The sequence below is a fragment of the Paenibacillus sp. JJ1722 genome, assembly GCF_048282685.1.
Lineage (GTDB): Bacteria > Bacillota > Bacilli > Paenibacillales > Paenibacillaceae > Paenibacillus > Paenibacillus polymyxa_B.
Genome location: NZ_CP182500.1, coordinates 5,679,739 through 5,699,844, shown reverse-complemented (window position 1 = coordinate 5,699,844; position 20,106 = coordinate 5,679,739). Strand labels below are relative to the sequence as shown.

Annotated in this window: 18 protein-coding genes and 1 riboswitch; of the genes, 7 read left to right on the top strand and 11 right to left on the bottom strand. The window is 47.1% G+C overall.

Going from position 1 to position 20,106, the window contains the following annotated elements; all coding sequences use genetic code 11:
- The first annotated feature begins 8 nt into the window (after window positions 1-8).
- The 3 genes from ACM1ND_RS25350 to ACM1ND_RS25340 all read left to right on the top strand — a co-directional run bounded on the left by ACM1ND_RS25350 (window position 9) and on the right by ACM1ND_RS25340 (window position 3,954).
- Window positions 9-1,736 (top strand): adenine deaminase C-terminal domain-containing protein, encoded by a 1,728-nt coding sequence (locus tag ACM1ND_RS25350; protein WP_322171963.1) that lies wholly within the window; start codon window positions 9-11, stop codon window positions 1,734-1,736.
- A 427-nt stretch (window positions 1,737-2,163) separates the two neighbouring features.
- Window positions 2,164-2,640 (top strand): Dps family protein, encoded by a 477-nt coding sequence (locus ACM1ND_RS25345; RefSeq protein WP_023990827.1) that lies wholly within the window; start codon window positions 2,164-2,166, stop codon window positions 2,638-2,640.
- Window positions 2,641-2,790: 150 nt separating this feature from the next.
- Window positions 2,791-3,954, top strand: coding sequence for a nitric oxide synthase oxygenase (locus ACM1ND_RS25340; protein ID WP_316244374.1), 1,164 nt, complete (start codon window positions 2,791-2,793; stop codon window positions 3,952-3,954).
- Between the two features lie 25 nt (window positions 3,955-3,979).
- On the opposite strand, the gene ACM1ND_RS25335 is transcribed toward ACM1ND_RS25340, so the two are convergent.
- Window positions 3,980-4,141: a hypothetical protein gene (locus ACM1ND_RS25335; protein WP_013312451.1), complete on the bottom strand. Its 162-nt coding sequence runs from the start codon at window positions 4,139-4,141 to the stop codon at window positions 3,980-3,982.
- Window positions 4,142-4,261: 120 nt separating this feature from the next.
- Between ACM1ND_RS25335 and ACM1ND_RS25330 the strand changes: the two genes are divergently transcribed.
- On the top strand, window positions 4,262-4,720 hold the full coding sequence (locus tag ACM1ND_RS25330) for a hypothetical protein (protein ID WP_053326325.1): 459 nt from the start codon (window positions 4,262-4,264) through the stop codon (window positions 4,718-4,720).
- A gap of 67 nt (window positions 4,721-4,787) precedes the next feature.
- Here the strand turns inward: ACM1ND_RS25330 and ACM1ND_RS25325 are convergent, their stop codons facing one another.
- The 5 genes from ACM1ND_RS25325 to ACM1ND_RS25305 form a co-directional block, all read right to left on the bottom strand.
- Window positions 4,788-5,225, bottom strand: a complete 438-nt coding sequence (locus ACM1ND_RS25325) for an AbrB/MazE/SpoVT family DNA-binding domain-containing protein (RefSeq protein ID WP_013312449.1) — start codon at window positions 5,223-5,225, stop codon at window positions 4,788-4,790.
- A 186-nt stretch (window positions 5,226-5,411) separates the two neighbouring features.
- Window positions 5,412-6,131: a 3-ketoacyl-ACP reductase gene (locus ACM1ND_RS25320; RefSeq protein WP_076264523.1), complete on the bottom strand. Its 720-nt coding sequence runs from the start codon at window positions 6,129-6,131 to the stop codon at window positions 5,412-5,414.
- A 120-nt stretch (window positions 6,132-6,251) separates the two neighbouring features.
- A complete protein-coding gene (locus ACM1ND_RS25315) occupies window positions 6,252-7,103 on the bottom strand; it encodes a DUF4097 family beta strand repeat-containing protein (RefSeq protein ID WP_053326324.1) in 852 nt (283 codons plus the stop codon).
- 4 nt (window positions 7,104-7,107) lie between these two features.
- Window positions 7,108-7,659, bottom strand: coding sequence for a DUF1700 domain-containing protein (locus tag ACM1ND_RS25310; RefSeq protein WP_028540761.1), 552 nt, complete (start codon window positions 7,657-7,659; stop codon window positions 7,108-7,110).
- Window positions 7,652-7,981: a PadR family transcriptional regulator gene (locus tag ACM1ND_RS25305; RefSeq protein WP_023990821.1), complete on the bottom strand. Its 330-nt coding sequence runs from the start codon at window positions 7,979-7,981 to the stop codon at window positions 7,652-7,654. Before ACM1ND_RS25305 ends, ACM1ND_RS25310 begins: the two co-directional genes overlap by 8 nt.
- 382 nt (window positions 7,982-8,363) lie before the next feature.
- Between ACM1ND_RS25305 and ACM1ND_RS25300 the strand changes: the two genes are divergently transcribed.
- Window positions 8,364-8,897, top strand: coding sequence for a DUF6985 domain-containing protein (locus ACM1ND_RS25300; protein WP_418026797.1), 534 nt, complete (start codon window positions 8,364-8,366; stop codon window positions 8,895-8,897).
- Window positions 8,898-8,984: 87 nt separating this feature from the next.
- On the opposite strand, the gene metE is transcribed toward ACM1ND_RS25300, so the two are convergent.
- The 4 genes from metE to ACM1ND_RS25280 all read right to left on the bottom strand — a co-directional run bounded on the left by metE (window position 8,985) and on the right by ACM1ND_RS25280 (window position 15,041).
- The gene (gene metE / locus ACM1ND_RS25295; protein WP_023990819.1) at window positions 8,985-11,303 is read right to left on the bottom strand and encodes a 5-methyltetrahydropteroyltriglutamate--homocysteine S-methyltransferase; all 2,319 of its coding nucleotides are present in this window, start codon (window positions 11,301-11,303) and stop codon (window positions 8,985-8,987) included.
- A 159-nt stretch (window positions 11,304-11,462) separates the two neighbouring features.
- A riboswitch (cobalamin riboswitch) is annotated at window positions 11,463-11,659 on the bottom strand.
- A gap of 176 nt (window positions 11,660-11,835) precedes the next feature.
- Window positions 11,836-12,333 (bottom strand): anaerobic ribonucleoside-triphosphate reductase activating protein, encoded by a 498-nt coding sequence (gene nrdG, locus ACM1ND_RS25290; protein ID WP_023990818.1) that lies wholly within the window; start codon window positions 12,331-12,333, stop codon window positions 11,836-11,838.
- Window positions 12,330-14,279 (bottom strand): anaerobic ribonucleoside triphosphate reductase, encoded by a 1,950-nt coding sequence (locus ACM1ND_RS25285; protein ID WP_023990817.1) that lies wholly within the window; start codon window positions 14,277-14,279, stop codon window positions 12,330-12,332. The genes nrdG and ACM1ND_RS25285 overlap by 4 nt, the downstream gene beginning before the upstream one ends.
- Window positions 14,280-14,570: 291 nt before the next feature.
- Window positions 14,571-15,041 (bottom strand): AbrB/MazE/SpoVT family DNA-binding domain-containing protein, encoded by a 471-nt coding sequence (locus ACM1ND_RS25280; RefSeq protein WP_023990816.1) that lies wholly within the window; start codon window positions 15,039-15,041, stop codon window positions 14,571-14,573.
- 234 nt (window positions 15,042-15,275) lie between these two features.
- On the opposite strand from ACM1ND_RS25280, the gene ACM1ND_RS25275 reads away from it, so the two are divergent.
- Together ACM1ND_RS25275 and ACM1ND_RS25270 are read left to right on the top strand one after the other, a co-directional pair.
- Window positions 15,276-18,218, top strand: a complete 2,943-nt coding sequence (locus tag ACM1ND_RS25275) for a glycoside hydrolase family 3 C-terminal domain-containing protein (RefSeq protein WP_418026795.1) — start codon at window positions 15,276-15,278, stop codon at window positions 18,216-18,218.
- A 66-nt stretch (window positions 18,219-18,284) separates the two neighbouring features.
- Window positions 18,285-18,758, top strand: a complete 474-nt coding sequence (locus ACM1ND_RS25270) for an Rrf2 family transcriptional regulator (protein WP_013312437.1) — start codon at window positions 18,285-18,287, stop codon at window positions 18,756-18,758.
- A gap of 67 nt (window positions 18,759-18,825) precedes the next feature.
- Here the strand turns inward: ACM1ND_RS25270 and ACM1ND_RS25265 are convergent, their stop codons facing one another.
- Window positions 18,826-19,917 (bottom strand): GGDEF domain-containing protein, encoded by a 1,092-nt coding sequence (locus ACM1ND_RS25265; protein WP_023990814.1) that lies wholly within the window; start codon window positions 19,915-19,917, stop codon window positions 18,826-18,828.
- Between the last annotated feature and the right edge of the window lie 189 nt (window positions 19,918-20,106).

The following is a 20,106-nucleotide window of genomic DNA, read 5'->3' as shown; positions in this document are numbered from 1 at the left end:
GATACATCATGCGTGCAGACAAAATGATTTTACAAGTTAAGGTGTATAACAGTTACTACAAGACGTTCGAAGAAGGTAATGTAGCTATACTTGGCGGTAAGTTTATGTATATCGGTCAGCGTGGTCTGGAGTCTTTTGAGGTGGCTGAGATTGTAGAGGGGCATGGGAAATATATGATTCCCGGCCTGATTGACATCCATTTGCATATCGAAAGCACAATGGTGACACCGGCAACCTTTTCCTATGGGCTGATTCGCAATGGGGTAACGACGATTGTACCGGAACCGCACGAAATGGCGAATGTTTTCGGATTGGAAGGCATTCAGGAAATGATGGAAGCCAGCAAAGATTGCGTGGCTGATATGTTCTACGGTATTCCAAGCTCTGTCCCGGCAACGCCGCTCGAAACCTCAGGAGGCGAGATCGGTATTCCCGAGATTGATGCGCTACTGCAAACCGGCGAAATGATCTGCCTGGGTGAAATTATGAACTATGTGGATGTCATTCGTGATCCGGAAAGCAAGACGAATCGCATCTTACGCCATGTTCGTGAGCATTACCCGGAGCTGATCATTGAAGGCCATACGCCGCAGCTGCTTGATCTGGACCTGCATCAGTTGATCTATGCGGGAATAGGCTCGGACCATACTCACCAAAGTATTGAAGGTATGAAGGCGCGAATGGCTGCCGGAATGTTTATTGAAATCCAGGAAAAATCGATGACCCCTGAAGTGATGGACTATCTTATTCAGGAAGATGTGGCACAACATTTTTGCTTCGTAACGGATGATGTGATGCCAGACTCTTTCGTAGAACGAGGGCATCTGAACCATATTGTAAGTAAAGCTATCGGAATGGGCATGAAGCCTGAGGATGCCATTTATGCAGCTACGTTTACTCCTGCTGCACGGATGCGAATGCATGACCGCGGAACAATTGCACCGGGAAAAATAGCTGACTTTGTACTGCTATCCGATCTTGGTCAGTTTGATGTGGAGCAAGTCTATAAGGACGGACTCAAGGTATTCGATAAGTTCGAGGAATACCATCAAGCACCGATAAAAAGCCGCTTCCCCGCCCATTTTTATCAAAGTGTGAAGCTCAATCCGCTCACGGAGCAGGATTTTACGGTAAAGATGGATGTAGCTGATGGCACACATCAATGTCGTATTATGATGGTCAAGGATGGCTCAACTTTTACGAGCGAACGGATTGCACCTGCACATGTGGAGCAGGGTGAACTGGTATGGGAACATGGTGAACATGGACTCATCGCTACGTTTGAACGGTATGGAAAGAATGGCAACCGTGCTTACGGTTTGATCGGGGGAGATACGATTAAACGTGGGGCAGTGGCAACCACCTATTCGCACGATAACCATAACTTGCTGGTCGTAGGGCATAACAAGCAAGATATGATATTGGCTGCGAATACGGTTTTATCCAGCCAAGGTGGCTTTTGCGTAGTTGAAAATGGCAAGGTGCTGTCCCATTTGCCGTTAACCGTAGGCGGGATTTTAACAGAAGGACCGCTGGAAATGGTTGCAGCCCATGTGAAGGAGCTGCGTTCAGCCTTGTTGTCGCTGGGTTACCGCCATTACAATCCAATCATGTCGCTGAGTACGCATTCTTTGCCGGTCAGCCCGGCCCTGAAAATTACCGATCATGGTCTGATTGATGTAAATGCTGGCAAGGTTGTATCCTTAATCGTGGAACCTTCAGAGATGCAAGAATAATAAAAGAGCCGACCCTCTTACGGGCCGGCTCTTTTTTGTCGTGGCTAGGTATGAGGTAGTAGGTTATGGACTTTGGACTTTGTCTACAATACAGATACTTTAGCAGACAAAATTAACATCTTCTTTACTCCTATTGATGTAACCTATGTATAAAAGATAAATAAGTCTTGATTGTGGATGTCCTATTGCATATAGAGTTTGATTTACAATCAATTCACGTAATCTTCATGATTAAAACCGAATAAAGACTTGAAAAACATCGACACAGTGTTATAATTAAAACAGGATTTAGATTAAGTCTAAATTAATTAATAAATATTTATTGGATTCACGCATGGGATTTTGAAGAAAATCAGACACTACTGTTAACGAGTATCCAAGCTTTACACCAACTATATTTTGAATGAAAACGAGAGGGGATTTTAACATGAGTACATTAAATCATACGAACGCACCTACACAAGAGGCCATTCAAGAATTGCACAAGGCATTGAATCGTCAGGTAGCTACCTGGTCTGTATTGTACACGAAATTGCATTATTTTCACTGGTATGTGAAAGGACCTAAATTCTTCACACTGCATGCTAAATTTGAAGAACTTTACAATGAAGCAACAGCTAATCTAGATACGATTGCTGAACGTTTGTTGGCTATTGGTGGCCGTCCGGCTGCGACCTTGAAGGAGCATTTGCAACTTTCAGCTATTCAGGAGTCCGCAGGTGAGCAGACAGCTGACGATATGGTGAAGTCCGTTGTTGCTGATTTTAAAACCATCACTGTTGAACTGGCTAATGGGATGGAAGCAGCGGAAGCAGCACAGGATAAAGCGACAGAGGATCTTCTTAACGGCTTGAGAGAAGCAATGGATAAACATATCTGGATGCTGAGTGCGTATTTGGGATAAGATATTGGGATATATTTCCACGTATATGGAGATCAGGTGAACAAGATACACATCCCGTTGGTTCCACTCTGCCACTGGAGTATAATAACGTGAAGGCGTGGAAGACCACAGGCTCTTGAGTCATAGAGTTGCCGGGATGGGGTGTGTGTTATGGAAGTGAAACAACAGCTTTTGCATGAAGCGGAGCAGTTTATATATACATGTTATGAGGAGCTGGGCCGAAGCCGCGATGAAGCGGAAGCCCGGCTTCTTCATATTCGTCACGACATAGAGACAACTGGAACGTATGATCATACGTACGAAGAGCTGGAGCACGGAGCACTCATGGCTTGGCGCAATAGCAATCGTTGCATCGGGCGCTTATTTTGGGACAAGCTTTTGGTCAGGGATGCGCGGGGCGCGTCAGATGCGACGGAGGTGGTCTGCGAGCTCCTGGAGCATATGCGCATAGGAACGAATGGCGGTAAAATTAAGCCAACGCTTACTGTATTTCGCGCCTCCAAGCCGGGGCGGCCGAATATCCGCATCTGGAACCATCAACTCATTCGTTACGCTGGATATGAAACCGATCAAGGGATCATCGGGGACCCGATCTCGGTGGATTTTACCAATGCTTGTAAAGATATGGGCTGGCAAGGAGCGATGACTCCTTTTGATATTTTGCCACTGGTTGTGGAAGCAGGCGGGCGGCCTCCCGAGCTATTTGATATTCCTGAGCATTTGGTGATGGAGGTAGCCATTGAGCATCCAGAACTTTCGGGTTTCGCTTCCTTGGGATTACGTTGGTATGCCGTGCCTATGATTTCGGACATGACGCTGGAGATTGGCGGTATCATCTATACGGCGGCTCCCTTTAACGGCTGGTATATGGGAACAGAAATCGGCGCCCGTAATTTTGCGGATACCTTCCGCTATAATATGTTGCCACAGGTGGCTAAGCTGATGGGGCTGGATACGACGAGTGAAACAACGCTTTGGCGTGATCGGGCGCTGGTGGAATTGAATATTGCTGTGCTGCATTCTTTTAAAAAAGCGGGAGTCAGCATTGTCGACCACCATACCGCAGCGGCACAATTCAAGCTGTTTGAGGAACGGGAGGCCAAGGCTGGGCGCGCACTGACAGGCAATTGGACATGGCTGATCCCTCCGCTATCCCCGGCGACAACGCATATTTTTCATAGTTCCTACGATAATCGGCTTGTGAAGCCGAATTTCGGAGTTCAAGAGAAGCCGTATATGTCGAGACAGGCTAATACAGCATCAGATGCAGTGCTTCAGCAGAAGCGCCAAGGTTGCCCTTTTCATTCCGGATAATGATGGGAATGACCTAATGGCTGGATTAGGATTCCAGCTTATCCCATGCAACGATAAAAAGGGTAGCCAGTGGCCCTATTAATAGGGAGAGCAGAAACCAGTTTAGCCCGCTCCGATTTTTGGACTGTGCCAAGCCGGCATTAATCAGGGCAAGCGTTCCCCAGCCTATATAATAATCTTCTGACATGGTATTCTCCTTTGTAAAAAGGTATAATATCGTACTGTGTATGGTATGAACACATCCATGATTTCATAAGTTTAAAGTAAATATAACTTTATATATCCTGGTTTGAGGAGCGAAGCTAAGTTGGAAAGATATCAGGCAGAGCGCGTTGTCGCTGAGCTTTTGGAACGGGCTGCTATAGGTGTGACAGTTAAGCTGGAGAAACGTTTTCCTGGTGGAAGGCTGATTGGGGGCAAATATGCCATGAATGCTCACGCTATTACCATGTATACGGACGTTATTGAAACACAGTGTTTACAAATGTTCGGCAGCGTTGATCGAGTTGAGGAGTATTTTACGGTTGTGCTTGCACATGAGATCGGGCACGCCGCCGATACGGAATTAGTGGACCTCTCCGATGCTTTGGAGCAAGAGAGCGGGATAGGGACCCGGCAACGACTTGCGCTGCAAATTGAAGAAAACGCATGGAATTATGCGCTTAGATTGGTGCCTGAAATAGAAGCAACGTTTATTTCTGCCGTAATAGACGAGTCCTTGCTGGCCTATCGAGTCCCGGTTATGGAGCATTCTGACATTGCGTAACGATGATGATCCGAGAGCCGTCAGGCTCTTTTTTTGTTGATAATAACAGACGGATCGGCAGGATTATCTAAAGGAGTAGCTTTTTAAGCTGTGACACGCGTCCCTGGGATAGTTCGAGCATTTCGGCTAATTCTTTTTGAGATACATTAGGATGCTCCTGCATGAGTTGTTTTAGTTTATTCAGGAGATCATTCTGATTTCTGTAACTCCTTCTTTTCTTGGGCTGGACAGGACGGGATTCACTCAAATGACTGGAAGGATTATCGCTCTTCAGATTTTCAATACAACTTTTACATATCAGATGATCCCTAAAATAGCTCAAATGATCTACGGCACCACAAAAATAGCAAGAAACCCCCGTATACTTGCGAATCATCAGTCCCTCTGGGGTAATAAAAAAATCGAGGGCATCTCCAATATTAATATTCATAGAATTGCGCAGCTCCTTGGGCAGCACAATGCGGCCTAAATGGTCTAATGGCCGTGTCATTCCTGTGTTCTTCATCATTTTTCCCCTTTCCTGAAATGCGCTTATAGTTGTAGGAATTGTATGTATATATGCTGGAAGTACAAAGCGCTTATATTACAGTTTGTTTTGGTATAGCTCTGCTGAAAAAAAAGCTCCGGCATGACGAACAATTACGTCTGCCGGAGCATTGTACAGCCAATGAATCTAAGATGTCGTGTCGAATTACTGTGGGTTGGTTGTCCAAATACCGGCTACTTTTAATTGAACCCGTGGAGGCAGTTTCAATGCGGCTAATGTCAGATCGGCCAAATCTTGCGGTTGAAGCATGCGATCTTCATCACCAATAGGCAATCCTGCATTTGCCGCCAGTTCTGTATTGACAGTGCTTGGAGTCAGCGCGGTAACGCGAATGTTAGATTTGCGAACTTCCTGCATCAGTGCTTCCGTGAAGCCCATCAAAGCAAATTTGGATGCGCAATATGCCGAGCCTGTTGCAAAACCTCGTTCTCCTGCCGTCGAGGAAATATTAATAATGTTTCCGCTTTTTTGTGCCAGCATGCTTGGAAGAGCAGCATGTGTGACATAGTAGGTTCCCATCAGGTTTACGCGAATAATACGTTCCCACTCTTCGGGGTCCATATCTGCGACTGTGCCAAAGGTAGCAATGCCTGCATTGTTGATCAAAATATCGACAGCGCCCAACTCGTGTTCCAGTGAAGCTACAGCGGCAGCGGCCTGTGCGCGATCCGATATATCTGCAACAGCACTCACCACTTTCACACCGTATGTACTCCCCAGCGAATCCTGCAGCTTTTGCAGGTCAGTCAATGTTCGTGAGATTAATCCCAGGTTAACGCCTTCCTTAGCTAAAGTTTCGGCAATTGCTTTACCGATTCCTTTGCTGGCTCCTGTAATAATGGCTGTTTTATTCTTAAGTTCCATCCAGTCTCCTCCTTTTCACTCCATAACGTGGTTGTGCATGTGAGCACATGGTTACATTATACAAGGTTAAACTCATTGAACCAAACTTCGCCTCTGATGAGGTATTCATCTAGAGGTCTCCTATTTGGAAATATTAATATCCCCTGAGGTGGTTTCTGCCTTTATCACGTTCACACTACCGGGAACAGATTCGGGAGTATCTATACTCCCAGAGTCAGAGTGGACATTATAAACACCTTTAAAATCGGGAGCTTGTTTAATCTTCACGTCACCAGAATCAGCATTCACTTCCAAGTTGGCTACGGCACGTTGCGTAATATTTGTCTCCCCTGAGGTTAGGGAAATAAGGCCATTACCGCTATAATCGCGGATGGTAACATCGCCAGAAGTAAGCTTCAACTCCATATCTGCTGCAAGCTGACTGGCTGTAAAATTGCCGGATGTTAAATTTGCGATCAGGTGGGTACTTTGGAGGTTTGTAATCTCGGCAGTGCCTGAAGTAGCGGTGATGGAAGTATTCTGCACGGAGGCATCTTGAAGTTTTACATTCCCTGAATGTGCATCTATCTGTAGGTCAGTTAGTGTTTCGCCGGAGGGCATCTCTACGGTAATCGTTTGATCCACATCAGGGGTGATCGAAAGGAATGACAAGGAAGGGGCCGGCTCCGATTGAATCGTAAGCTTACCGTTCTCAATTTGGGCATTATGAATCTGGTCGGCTACTTTTGTCTGAACTTCTCCACTAATGCGTATCGTACCTTGGTCGCCAGAGCCGGGAGTAAACAAAATAGAGACATCATCAGAACTGTCCACTTTCAGCTTCTGTAACTGACCACGTGTGAACGTCCATTTTTTGTTAATCGCAGTTGTTTCCTTCATGACTTGTTGACTCCATGGGGCACCGTAGGCCACCATTCCGGCTGCGCCGATGACAATGCACAGACCTGCTGCAATAAACCACTTTTTATTCATGTTGTTAGTAAGCTCCCCTCAGGGTAGTCTGATTCCATTTCCAGTATCGTACTGTGCCCTTGACCATAAGGAGTAGGAGATAACGTACTCCAGGCAGCAGCAATAGACCTATACCCGTCAACGTGATAGAGAAAAAGAATTTGGCCGGGTAAAAGGTGCTGTTTAGTGCATAATCAGTAACGGCGAGAAGGGGGGCTGCAATGAAGCTGACCGATAGCACGGTCAATGAAGCCCATACTGCCCATAGGGTAGCCATAATCGGGATGGAGATTAGCAAATTGAGAAACAGTAGCCCTAAGAAAGTAAAAAGATTGCGTGCGAAGCTTCCCTGACGAAGCGGAGGAGAAGCGTTCCAGGCTGCATTGGGATCATCCAACGCTTCTCGGGCAATATCCTCCGGGTTACCCAGTTCATTGGCAATCTCACTTTCGCTTTTGCCATTAACCAACCCGTAGTCAAAATGCTGGCTCAAATCACTAAGCAGCTCATTGCGTACCTCTGCAGGGAGAGGAGAAAGAAGCTGCTCTACCTCTGTAAGAAACTGTTTTCTATTCATCGGAATTCCCTTCCTCCAGTAGGCTTGCGACATGATGGACAAAATCATTCCATTCCCGCGTAAGTATTCTTGTATAATGGCTTCCAGTATCAGTCAGCCGATAATATTTGCGGGGAGGTCCCTCGGTCGATTCCTGTAAATACGTTGTGCAGTATCCTTCTGATACCAGACGGCGGAGCAATGGATATAGGGCTCCCTCAGCTACTTCAATATGACGGGAGACGGCTTGAGCCAACTCGTAGCCATAACGGTCTCTGCGTCCAATTAGAACTAGAACGCACAGTTCCAGTACCCCTTTTTTGAATTGGATGTTCACATTCACGAGCGGTGCTCCCTTCCTGGATGTTATCAATAATTCATAGGTGTCGTTCGGAATAAGGGGAAGAAACGTGTGTTTGTGCATAATTTGTCACGGGTACTAATTATAGAACAGTAGTCAGGTATAATTTAACATCATGTACTGATTAATGCAAGGTACTAAATTTTTAATAATAAAATATTTGTGCCAAAATGGGCAGATTTTCTTTCTTGGAGGCTTTATTGAATAGCGAATGTTGTAGAAAAAAGTATTTTTATTTGGAAATTACTCGAAATATGGCTGGGAGCACAAATAGGATGCTACTTTAATTTCATTCATTAAAATGATAGATTGTAAAGTATTCAATAGGGTTAAATATTACTTTTTATGAAGAGGTGGGTAAAGGGTGGATTGGAAACATTGGTATATGGAACTGGAACAGGATGATGAGTCTTGGGATGTATCTGAGGAGATTGTTCTGCGTGGTGTAGTACATCTTAATTTTTGCGGGCAGCCCTCGGAAGTAGAAGTCGAATTTATCGTGGGGGCTGACTCCGAAGAACAGGCACAGACTATAGAAGAACCTACACAGTTGCAAAAAAACACATGGGAGCAGTATATGGAATATTCGTCAGCTATTCATCCTCAAGTGTTGGAGTCCATACACCATCATTATGCTGGCATAGTGGAAAAGTACCGGAATGCTTACAGTATATGGGGAGAGGACCCAGATGAATATGCGCCTTATGTGGAGCGGCCGGAACAATTGCTGGATCGAATACAGCTTGTGTCTATACTGATTTCCGACTCATCGGCAAAGGATGAACTGTATTTGAATTTTAGTTGCTCCTGGGATCAAGAACATGGCTTAGGCGTACATATGAAGCAGATGAAAATGGAGCATATTCAAGGCGTTTATACATTATATGACCTAGAATAAATCCCCCTTCCCGGCTTTTACCAAAAAGGGCCGGAAAGGGGAATAGGATATGGTGAAATGATGGTGCGATTCGATACGATAAAAAGATTAGTTGGATACAGCCAATGCAGCCCGGGCTGCTTGAGCCGCTTGTACCATTAGTCGCAAGGCGGCGATAGATTCCTCCTTGGTGCGGGTTTTCAGACCACAGTCCGGATTAACCCAGAACAAATCTGATGGCAGTACGCGCAGAGCACGCTGGATCATGCTTAGCATTTCAGATACATCGGGGATGCGCGGACTGTGGATATCGTACACGCCCAGACCGATGCCCTTGTCGTATACCTGATCTTCAAAGCTGACAATCAGTTCTCCGTGACTTCGCGAAGTTTCAATAGATATGACGTCGGCATCCATATCGGAGATGGACTGAATCATATGCTGAAATTCGGAATAGCACATGTGCGTATGGATTTGGGTCGCAGGTTCAACGGTGGCCGTGGTCACAAGGAAGGCTTGAACCGCCCAGTCCAGATAGGCTTGCTGTTGTTCTTTTTTCAGTGGAAGCCCTTCACGAATTGCAGGCTCATCGACCTGAATCATGCCGATGCCCGCTTGTTCCAGTGCCTCTACCTCTGCCCGTAATGCCAGAGCCAACTGTAAAGCAACTTGACTACGAGGAATATCGTTACGTTCAAAAGACCAGTTCAAAATGGTCACAGGGCCTGTAAGCATTCCCTTAACAGGCTTGGAAGTTAACGATTGGGCGAATGCCGTTTCTTCCACGGTCATGGGCTGATCGAAGGAAACGTCTCCGTATATAATCGGCGGTTTAACACAGCGGGAGCCGTAGGACTGCACCCATCCGTTTTGCGTAAAAGCAAAGCCGTTCAGCTTTTCGCCAAAAAATTCAACCATATCGGTCCGCTCAAATTCTCCATGAACAAGCACGTCAATGCCAATGTCCTCTTGAATATCAATCCATTCCTTAATTTGCTGTTGGATGAACGCCCGGTATTGCTCGGCTGACCATTCTCCTTTGCGATAGTGCAGGCGGGCCTTGCGGATCTCGGCGGTTTGCGGGAAGCTACCAATGGTCGTCGTAGGCAGTGGAGGCAACTTCAGCTTATTTTGCTGAATCTCACGACGCTCGGCGAAAGGAACGCTGCGTGACAGAGGCTCTTTTGCCAACAGGTCGGCCAGATCGGCAGCTGTCTGTACGCGTGCCGCTGAACTGTTGAAACGGGCTACCGCATCCGCACTTTGCTCAAGCTTGGCGAGTGCGGAAGGATCGTGTTTGCCAAGTGCAGCCGTCAGGACGGCGATTTCCTCCAGCTTTTCATCGGCAAAGGCCAGCGCTTGCACCAGCTCCTTGTCCAGCTTGTGCTCTGCCTCCAGACTGACTGGCACATGCAGCAGACTGCATGATGGCTGTACGATAAGCTGTGCGGCAGTGGTTTGTTCTGCTAACTGACCCAGCAGGGCAGCCACAGCGTTCAGGTCGCTTCGCCATATATTGCGCCCGTCAATAACCCCAGCGCCCAGCGTTTTTCCTTTAGGGAAGCCATGCTGCAATATATGCTGAAGATTTTCGCCATCATCATACACAAAATCAAGACCCAATCCCTGTACCGGAAGTGCGGACAGACGCTCATAATGGTCCAGGCTGCCAAAGTAGGTTTGCAGCATTATATTCAAGGAGGGCGCAGCTTGAGTCAAAGCTTCATAGACTTCCTGAATAATGTCCAAATCCTCTGCCGGGAATGAGGTGGTTAGGACAGGTTCATCGATTTGGACCCACTGAACGCCTTCTGCCGCTAGTTCAGACAGGATACGGGTGTACAGTGGCAGGAAGCTTCGTACGATGGTGGCCAAATCCTTACGATCATAGCCTTTGGATAAGGTAACGAATGAATAGGGGCCGATGAGGACCGGTTTCCCATCAATGCCTAGTTCTTGTTTTGCTTCACGATAAGCCTGTAAGGGTTTATTTTCAGTGAACACCGGGACTGCGTTTGCCAATTCAGGAACGATGTAGTGATAATTGGTATTCATCCATTTGGTCATTTCACTGGCGGTTGCTCCCTTCTGTCCACGAGCGATCCCAAAATACACGGACAGAGGAACCGGACCTGCGGGACGATGGTTGAACCGTTCGGGTACCAGACCGAACATTACAGATGTATCCAGCATGTGATCGTAATAGGAGAAGTCTCCGACAGGAATGCGATCAATCCCCTTGTCACGCTGCTTGCTCAGATGCTCCAACCGTAATCTTTTCATCTCCGTCTGCAGTTCGCTTTCGTTAATGCTGCCGTTCCAGAAGCGTTCCAGTGCTTTCTTCCATTCCCGGTTTTCGCCGATACGCGGATATCCCAGATTACTGCTAATCAAGCCGGACAATTCAGGCCATTCAATAATGGACATGTACTTTTCCTCCTAGTGGGTAGCTGTTTTATTTTTACGTACCAAAAAAGGCATTCTTCCCCCAGAGTTAAAAATAAGTAGGGGAAAGAATGCCTCCGTGATTAAAAAATCAAAAATACGGCGACTGCTCTTAACACCTCCCTATCTTCCGTAGGTACTTGCGATGTTGTTAAAATAGGCAGGTCTCCTGACTTACGGATCATGACTCTCAGCATTCCTTCCCGGTCTGTGGACCAGTGGATATATGAACAGCTGAAAGTTCCCCGTTTACAGTGGCGGGACCGTGCCGGATTTGCACCGGCTTCCCTTTTAAGCCTGATCTGAATAGAACAGACACCTATCTCCAAGCTATGCGGTTAAGGTATGACGAATAATTATGCACTCGTATACTTGTTCACCATCATAAGTGAAACTTACAGGATGCGCAATAGAAACTCCAATGGAAACAGTTAGCTATATGAAAAAAAGACAAGCCTTACCCATGATGGGGACTTGTCTTAGATATATAGCATCTTGCCGGGTAAACTTCGCGTTAAGCCAATGAAACGGTATAGCCTGCCTGAATACTGGCTTTTACATCTACCAGACGCTGGTTGCGACTGCCCCGGAAGGGAAGGGTCAGGTCCTTTTGCTGTTCTACAAAACGACCATCCACAATCACATCGCACAAAAGCGCTAGCTCCTGTCGCTCCTGATCTGTGAGTAAATCTTCATAGACAAAGCCAGTATAAGCCCACACGGTTCGGTCGGGACAGGCCTCGCGGAAGTCACGCACAAATTGCGAGCATTCTGCTGCTGAGAAAAACGGATCTCCCCCGCAGAGAGTCAGTCCGTCCAACAACGGATTATCCATGATGTCACGAATGACTTCCTGTTGTCGTTGGGGTGTAAATGGCTCACCTGCACGGAAGCTCCACGACGCTGGATTAAAGCATCCGGGACAGGCATGACGGCAACCGCTAATAAACACGACAGTGCGCAGGCCGTATCCTTCGTTCAGAGATTCCGGAATGTAGCCACACAAATTCACTTATGTTTCACCCGGTCTCGAACTTCTGCCTGTTTTGCAGCATTAAAGCGAACGGTATAATCTCCTGTCAGATATCCGGTTACCCGACGTAAGCGCTGAAAGTGTGTATGCTCCTCATCTGTGCCGCATTGGGGGCAGCTTGTCCCGATAATCCCTTCATAACCACATTCCGTACAACGATCCACCGGGTGGTTGATAGAGAAATAGCCGATGTTCTGATGCAGCGCGTACTGAACAATTTTAAGAAACGCATCCGGGTTATTCCGCGCGTTACCATCCAGCTCGATGTATGAAATCGCACCAGCGTTGCAGAGGTTATGGAACGGAGCTTCCAAGCTGATTTTACGAGCAGCCGGGAGCGTATAATACACGGGAATATGAAAAGAATTCGTGTAATATTCTCGATCATTTACCTCAGGGATAATCCCGAAATCACGTTGATCCAGCAATGTGAACTTGCCCGACAGACCTTCGGCAGGCGTAGCGAACAATGTAATATTTAAATTGTGATATTCACTCATTCGATCGCAATACACGCGCATGGAAGTGATGATTCGCTGTGCCTCGCGGTATACGAAATCATCCTCCCCGTGGTGTTTCCCGTATAGTGCCTTCATGCACTCAGCCAGCCCGATGAACCCGATCGAAAGCGTACCGTGCTTTAGTACGCTTCCCACCTTATCATCTGGCGCCAGTTGTTCTCCACCTTCCCATACCCCTTCGCGCATCATAAAGTCCGAGGCTTTGGCCGGTTGGCTGGTCTGGATTTGATAGCGATGGATTAGGCCATCCACCGCAATGCGCATAACTTCTTCCAGTCTCGCATCAAAGCGATCACGGTCAGGTGTCAGGCGTTTGCCTGTGCAAATACCATACTCAATGCCAAGCCGCACCAGATTAATGGTATTGAAGGAGAGATTTCCCTTGCCACTCTGCCGGTTTCTACCGAAACGGTCAGAAATGGTGCGGGTACGGCAACCCATTGTCGCTATAATGGTATCCGGGTCATCAGCACGGTAAAAAGGCAAGTTGAAGGTGGCATCCACATTCACAAAATTGGGATACATCCGTCTGCTAGAGCATTCTACTGCCCGTAAGAACAAATCATAATTGATGTCGCCTTCTGCCTGGTTGATTCCCTCTTTGCATTGGAAAATATGCTGCGGAAAAATAGGAGTTTCCCCGCTGCCCAAGCCGCGAATAGTGGCCTCCAGCAGCGATTGAGTAACAAGCCGTCCTTCAGCAGACGTGCACATTCCGTAATTCAGTGAAGTGAATGGAATCTGTCCACCCGCCCGACTGCTCATGGTGTTCAGGTTATGAATGAGCGATTCAGCAGCCTGCCGGGTTTCCGTTTCCGTTTCTTCGCGTGCGAATGCGTATGAACGAGGGCAGACTTCTTGCAAATGGGGATTGGCCATATGTAGTTCGTCGTCAGACAGATGGGATTCTATCTCTTCCTCGAACAACCGAAGTCCTTTCCGCAGATGTTTGCGGAAGGACCGGGCAACGTATGGGGCAAGGTCCCAATCTATTTTGTTGGCGGAGACACCTCCGAATTGGCTGTTTTGCTGAGATTGGAAAATAATGGCGACCAGTGCCATAGCGGACATAATCGTTTGCGGTGTGCGCACAGAGCCGTTGCCTGTATTGAAGCCGTCTCGCAGTAAACGACCAAAAGGGATAAAGATACAATTCGTAGTTCCGAGCGCATATTGGTCCAAATCGTGAACATATACATATCCGTGGTCAATCGCGTTCGTCAGTTCAGGCGGAAGTACCCGCAGGCGCGCATACCATTTGGCATACTCGGACCCAAGCTTGCTCATTTTGCCGCTGAACGATTCTCCATTCAAATTTGCATTCTCCCGCAGCATGTCCAGATCTTGTGCCCCAATGACCCGCTCGCCGATGTCGTATAATTGATGTTCCTCCAGCACCTTCATCGTAAAACCCTCCATATAGTAAAATATATATATTTTTCACAAAAACAACATATTGATGATATCTTGTGTTAACCAATTGTTTCGATCTATATATTGTATATACGTATACATTGAGAGTATGTGACTATTGTCACATTGGTAGGAGCGGGCAGCATAAAAAAGCCAGATACAGAGTAAGGGACACATCCGCGGATATGCACCTTACTCTATATCTGGCCATCGTAGTTGCGATGAAAATGATAGGCTTGCGAGTACATAGTATATGATCTTGGGATATTGTTTTGGGAAGGTTTAGAGTAGCTTTTTCAACTGGGACACCCGGCCTTGGGAAATATCTAGCATTTCGGCATATACTTTTTGTGGCAGGTTCGGGTGTTCCTGAATCAGCTTGCGTAGCTTTTTTACCATTTCACCTTGCTGCACTCTAGATTGCTTGGGTTGCCAGGTTGTATTGGTTCGGGTCGGCTTAGAATCTTCTTGAGCCTGGATAGCATCGGTGCTTGTGGCATGCACATTTTCATCGGTCTTTAATACCTGGATGCACTCTGCGCAAATAAAGCTGTCGCGAAAATAAGTTAAATGATCCACTGCGCCGCAAAATTTGCAGGAGACACCGGTGTATTTTCTTAGTACAAACCCTTCTTCATCTACGAAAAATTCAAGTGAATCACCGATATTGATATCCATTGTAGTGCGCATTTCCTTAGGGAGTACAATCCGCCCCAATTGATCCAGAGGCCTTGTCATTCCGGTATTTTTCATTAGCGCTTCCTCCTTCAGTGATATATCCTGATTATACCAAAAAATATTATTTTTAGCTTTGTATATTGAAGGTAAAATACAACTTTTTTTGTCTTTATGCTGCGGTCTCTCTTTCAAACAGTATAGGATGTTTTCGGTATTGTTGCCGGGGTACCCCTTTTTAGCTATGATATATTAAAACGCTTTCATAAAAGTACTTTTTATCATCTTAATTAAGCTAAGGAGATGACGGATATGAGTCATGAAACAACGGGTATCGAATATTTATTTCAAGATCCGAAGATTCATCTGGATGAGCGTGTACGGGATCTCGTTTCGCGACTAACCTTGGAGGAAAAGGTTGAATCCATGTTGCAATACCAGCCGGCCATTGACCGGTTGGGAGTCGCAGCTTATAAGCACGGTACGGAAGCGGCACACGGGATAGCGTGGTTAGGTGAGGCGACTTCATTTCCTCAGCCTGTAGGATTGGCATGTACTTGGGATACGGAATTAATGCGCCTCATCGGCTCTGTTATCGCAGATGAGGCACGTGTTTACTATCGTCGTGATCCAAAATTAAACGGTCTGACCCTGTGGGCACCTACGGTGGATATGGAGCGTGACCCGAGATGGGGACGCAATGAGGAAGCTTACGGCGAAGATCCGTATTTGACGGGAGAGTTGTCAAAGGAGTTAGTCAAGGGGATACAGGGGGATCATCCGGTATATTTGAAAGCGGTTGCCACTTTAAAACATTTTCTGGGTAACAACAATGAAGTGGACCGGGGAATCGGCTCCTCCAGTATAGATCCACGAAACCTGCGAGAATATTACCTAAGAGCCTTTGAGAAGCCTTTTACGGAAGGCGGCGCACAGTCGATGATGACTTCTTACAACCTGATTAATGGAACGCCTGCTACGTTATATCATGGGGTTAACGATATTGTCAGGGACGAATGGGGGATGGACGGCTTTGTTGTAAGTGATGCGGGTGATGTCATGGGGATTGTCAACGATCATCAGTATTACGATTCCCATACGCCTGGCGTGGCCGAATCTATTCGGGCGGGAATTGACAGCATTACAGATGATGCAGAGCTCTCCAAGCAGGCGATTCGAGAAGCTTTGGCGCAAGGAACGCTACAAGAAGAAGACCTGGATCGGGCATTGTTCCATACGTTCCGTGTCCGTTTTCGTTTGGGGGAATTTGATCCGGCGGCAGACAATCCTTATGCCTCAATCGGAGAGGAAGCTCTCCTGACAGAGCAAGCCCGTGAATTGTCGTTGCGTGCGGCGAGGGAGCAGATCGTATTGCTTAAAAATGAGCATGAACTCTTGCCTTTGAACCCTGCCCGGTGCGGCAAAGTAGCGGTCATTGGTACGCATGGCAATGAGGTGTACCGCGACTGGTATTCCGGTACGCTGCCCTACCAGGTTACACCGCTGGAGGCGATTCGTGCCAAGCTGGAAGGCGAGGACGCAAAGGAACGCGTCGTGTACCGTGACGGTAAGAATCGTGTGACCTTGACGGCGGTGAATGACGGAGCGAAGCTCACAGTCGATTCTTCCGGTGAGATGCGCCTGTCCCAGGATGGAGAGCCCACAGTATTGACCATGACGGATTGGGGCTATGGCAGTGTGACGTTACATGATGAGCATCTGGGTACTTACGTGACGAGTGATGAGGAAACGCTCCGTGTTACAGCTGATGAAGCGTATGGCTGGTATGTCAAAGAGGTCTTTGGGCTGACTCCTGTTGGACAAGGAGAGCATCTGTGGACAACATGGAATGGCAAACCAGTGATTGCCAGAACGGAGGGCTCATTAAAGGTAGTGGAGGCTGAAAAATCTGCACTTAACGCTGTAGAGAGTAACGCCTCGACAGTTTTAGGACAGAGCCACACATTCCAGGTAGAGACGGTGTCAGATGGTTTAGCGGAAGCGATAGCCGCTGCGCAAGCGGCAGATACAGCAATTGTATTTGTTGGAAATCACCCGCTCATCAATGGAAAGGAAGAGAATGACCGTCCAGGCTTGGAACTGGCAGCTTCCCAGCAACGGCTTATCGAGGAAGTGTATCGCGTCAATCCGAATACGATTGTGGTTCTGACGGGCAGCTATCCATTTGCCATCCCTTGGGTTCAGGAGCATATTCCAGCGATCGTATACACGTCTCATGCGGGACAAGAGCATGGTACAGCAATAGCGGATGTGTTATTTGGAGATTACGCGCCAGCGGGGCGTTTGAACATGACCTGGGTTCAGAGCGAGGATCAATTGGGCGACATCAAAGATTACGATATTATTCGCGGCGGTCGTACCTATCAATATTTTGAAGGTGAATCCTTGTATCCGTTTGGCCATGGATTGACGTATTCGCCTTTTGAATATAATGACCTGCGTACGGATGCCCCAAAGGATAGCGTAAAATCTATTGCTGCACTGGATGCCGTGGATACGCTCCAGGTGTGGGTAGAGGTGACGAATCGGGGTGTAGCTGCTGGTGAAGAGGTTGTACAACTCTATGTACGGCCCGGTGCCTCACGAGTAAAGCGACCACTGAAGACATTGTGCGGTTTTCAACGTATTCGCTTAGACGCAGGTGAGACGCGAACGGTTTCCTTTACGATTCGGATGAAGGATTGGGCGATTTGGGATGTTACACGGGATTGCTATTGCGTTGAAACGGGGGAATATACACTGCTGGCAGGCGCTTCCTCAGCGGATATTCGGTTGGAGCACCCTGTGTACGTTCGTGGCGAAGTTATTCCACCACGCCAAGCCGGACGAAGTATTCGCGCTGAAAACTTTGATAATTGCTCCGACATCGTACTGGATGAAAGCAAGGAGCAAAGGGAGGCCTGTGTACGTCCGCGCACACCTCAACGTTCCGGTTGGATTGCCTTTCATGGCGTAGACATGGATACGGTGAGTGTGGTCGAGCTTCAGTGTCGCGTGTCAGGCAACAGTAGCGATGCCACAATTGAGCTGCGTTTGGATGCACCGGACAGCGAAGCTGTGGCACGTGTGAACGTGGGCAATACAGGAGGGGCGCAAGCATGGGTTACGCTTTCGGAAGCGGTACATTCAGTCTCTGGCACACGTGATGTATACCTGTTGTTGAGCGGGGAAGTGCGGCTAGCTCATTTTACTTTGGGCGCTAATGCTACAGAGGATTCCGGCTTTCAGGCTTGAACTTACTTCTGACATCACGTACAATGCATTCAACGAAGTTTCTACAGCTTAGGGGTGTCATCTCATTTGAATAGTGAAAAACGACTACGCACCGCAACGCCCAAATGGCTTGGGGTGGCGGTAAAGGCGCTTGTCTATTTGGAAAAGCACGGAGAACTCTGTGCCAGCGGTTCTATTGCCCGTTCCATTGACTGCGAAGTCACTTTGGTGCGCAGGGTGCTGACGCGACTTGTACAGGCAGATTTGATTGCAGCACGCGAAGGTCGTGAGGGAGGCTATGTGCTTACCCGTTCGGCCGACCATATTACACTTGCCGATATATACCACGCCATTGAAATATGTGATCCGATTTTCCCGGGTATGATGCATGAACCGGAAACCAATCCTTTTTGTGAGGAGTTGGCGATAGCCGTATCCGAAATTTTAGCCGAGAGCGAACGACGTATGCTGGAAGTATGGGGGTCCCATACGCTGGCTTCGCTTGCCAATCGTACATCACTCGTGGTGGGAAAATGCAATCATAATGAAGATTCAAAATGATAATAGCCGATACGACTCTCAAAAGAGGGTTGTATCGGCTATTTCTATGAAATGGTCATGCCTCAAATTATGTTTCATATGAGCAAACCCGGTTACGTCCTGCATTTTTAGCTTCGTATAGTGCTTTATCTGCCTGCTCCAACAGGGCTGCCCCGGACATATCTTCCCCGGTACCAGGAAATGTCGTCACACCGATGGACACCGTGACCTTAAGAACAAGACCATCCGCTAAAATAAACTCGTGCTGATTTACTCCACTAAGAATCTGATTAGCTATTCGCAACGCTTGCCGAAAAGCACAATTTGGCAAAAGCACGGTGAATTCTTCCCCCCCGCTGCGGGTGACTACATCATTAGGACGACATTTTTCCATTAGAATCTGCCCAAGCTGGCGCAGCACTGCATCTCCTGCCGCATGCCCATAGGTGTCGTTGACTTCCTTGAAGTGATCAATATCCAACACCAGTACAGATAAGTGCTCATGACGTTGACGAGCTTGAGGGAGCTTCTCTTCCAATGAAAACTCAAGCTGTCTTCTGTTGCTTAAATTAGTGAGATGGTCTGTGTAGGAGGTATGCTCCAGTCGAAGTAATAGCTCATTGGATGTGTTGATAGATTCAGCAATGAGGTACAGAAGACATCCGCCGATCATGGATATGAATAATTGGAGCGGATAAACATGCAGAACATCATCAAGATTCTTCAAATTAATCATAAGGGAACAGAATATAATGCCCATAGCAAAAACGTTCATAATCATCAGCTTGGGTAAACGTGACCAGGACAGATGTGACAATAAAGCGCACCCCAGCCCAACGAGCATCATAAAAATAGCGCCTACGATGGCTTGAGTGTTGATACCAAACAGCAATAATCTACCTACACATATAAATAGGGTAGCCATGAGCGTTGCTGGGGCGCCGATGTACGTTGCGGTAGCTACGATGGCCAAATGACGAAGATCGGCAATCGTATTAAATCCTACTGGAATTGAATAGTACATCATAACAATGCCATAGCACCCAAAAAGGCCGCCTCCGATCCAATGTATCTTACGCTTCAAGGTGTGCAGACGGATTTTATATCTTTGTGATATGAGGCCAGTTATGTACAAAAAGGTGACAAGGATACAGGTATTTACAAAAAACGTACTGAACAAGATGCTAACCCTCCCGAGAGGCATATTTCTTCATTTTATCAAAAAAACTGACATTAAGCTTGAAAATGAAGAATTTATTGAAATTTATTACGCTGATGCGCTTATAACGTTTCGTTCACGTGTTTGGTGCATAACTGGGAATAGATTGAGCATACTCCAAAGATACAAGAATAAGGAAAAATAGGCGGT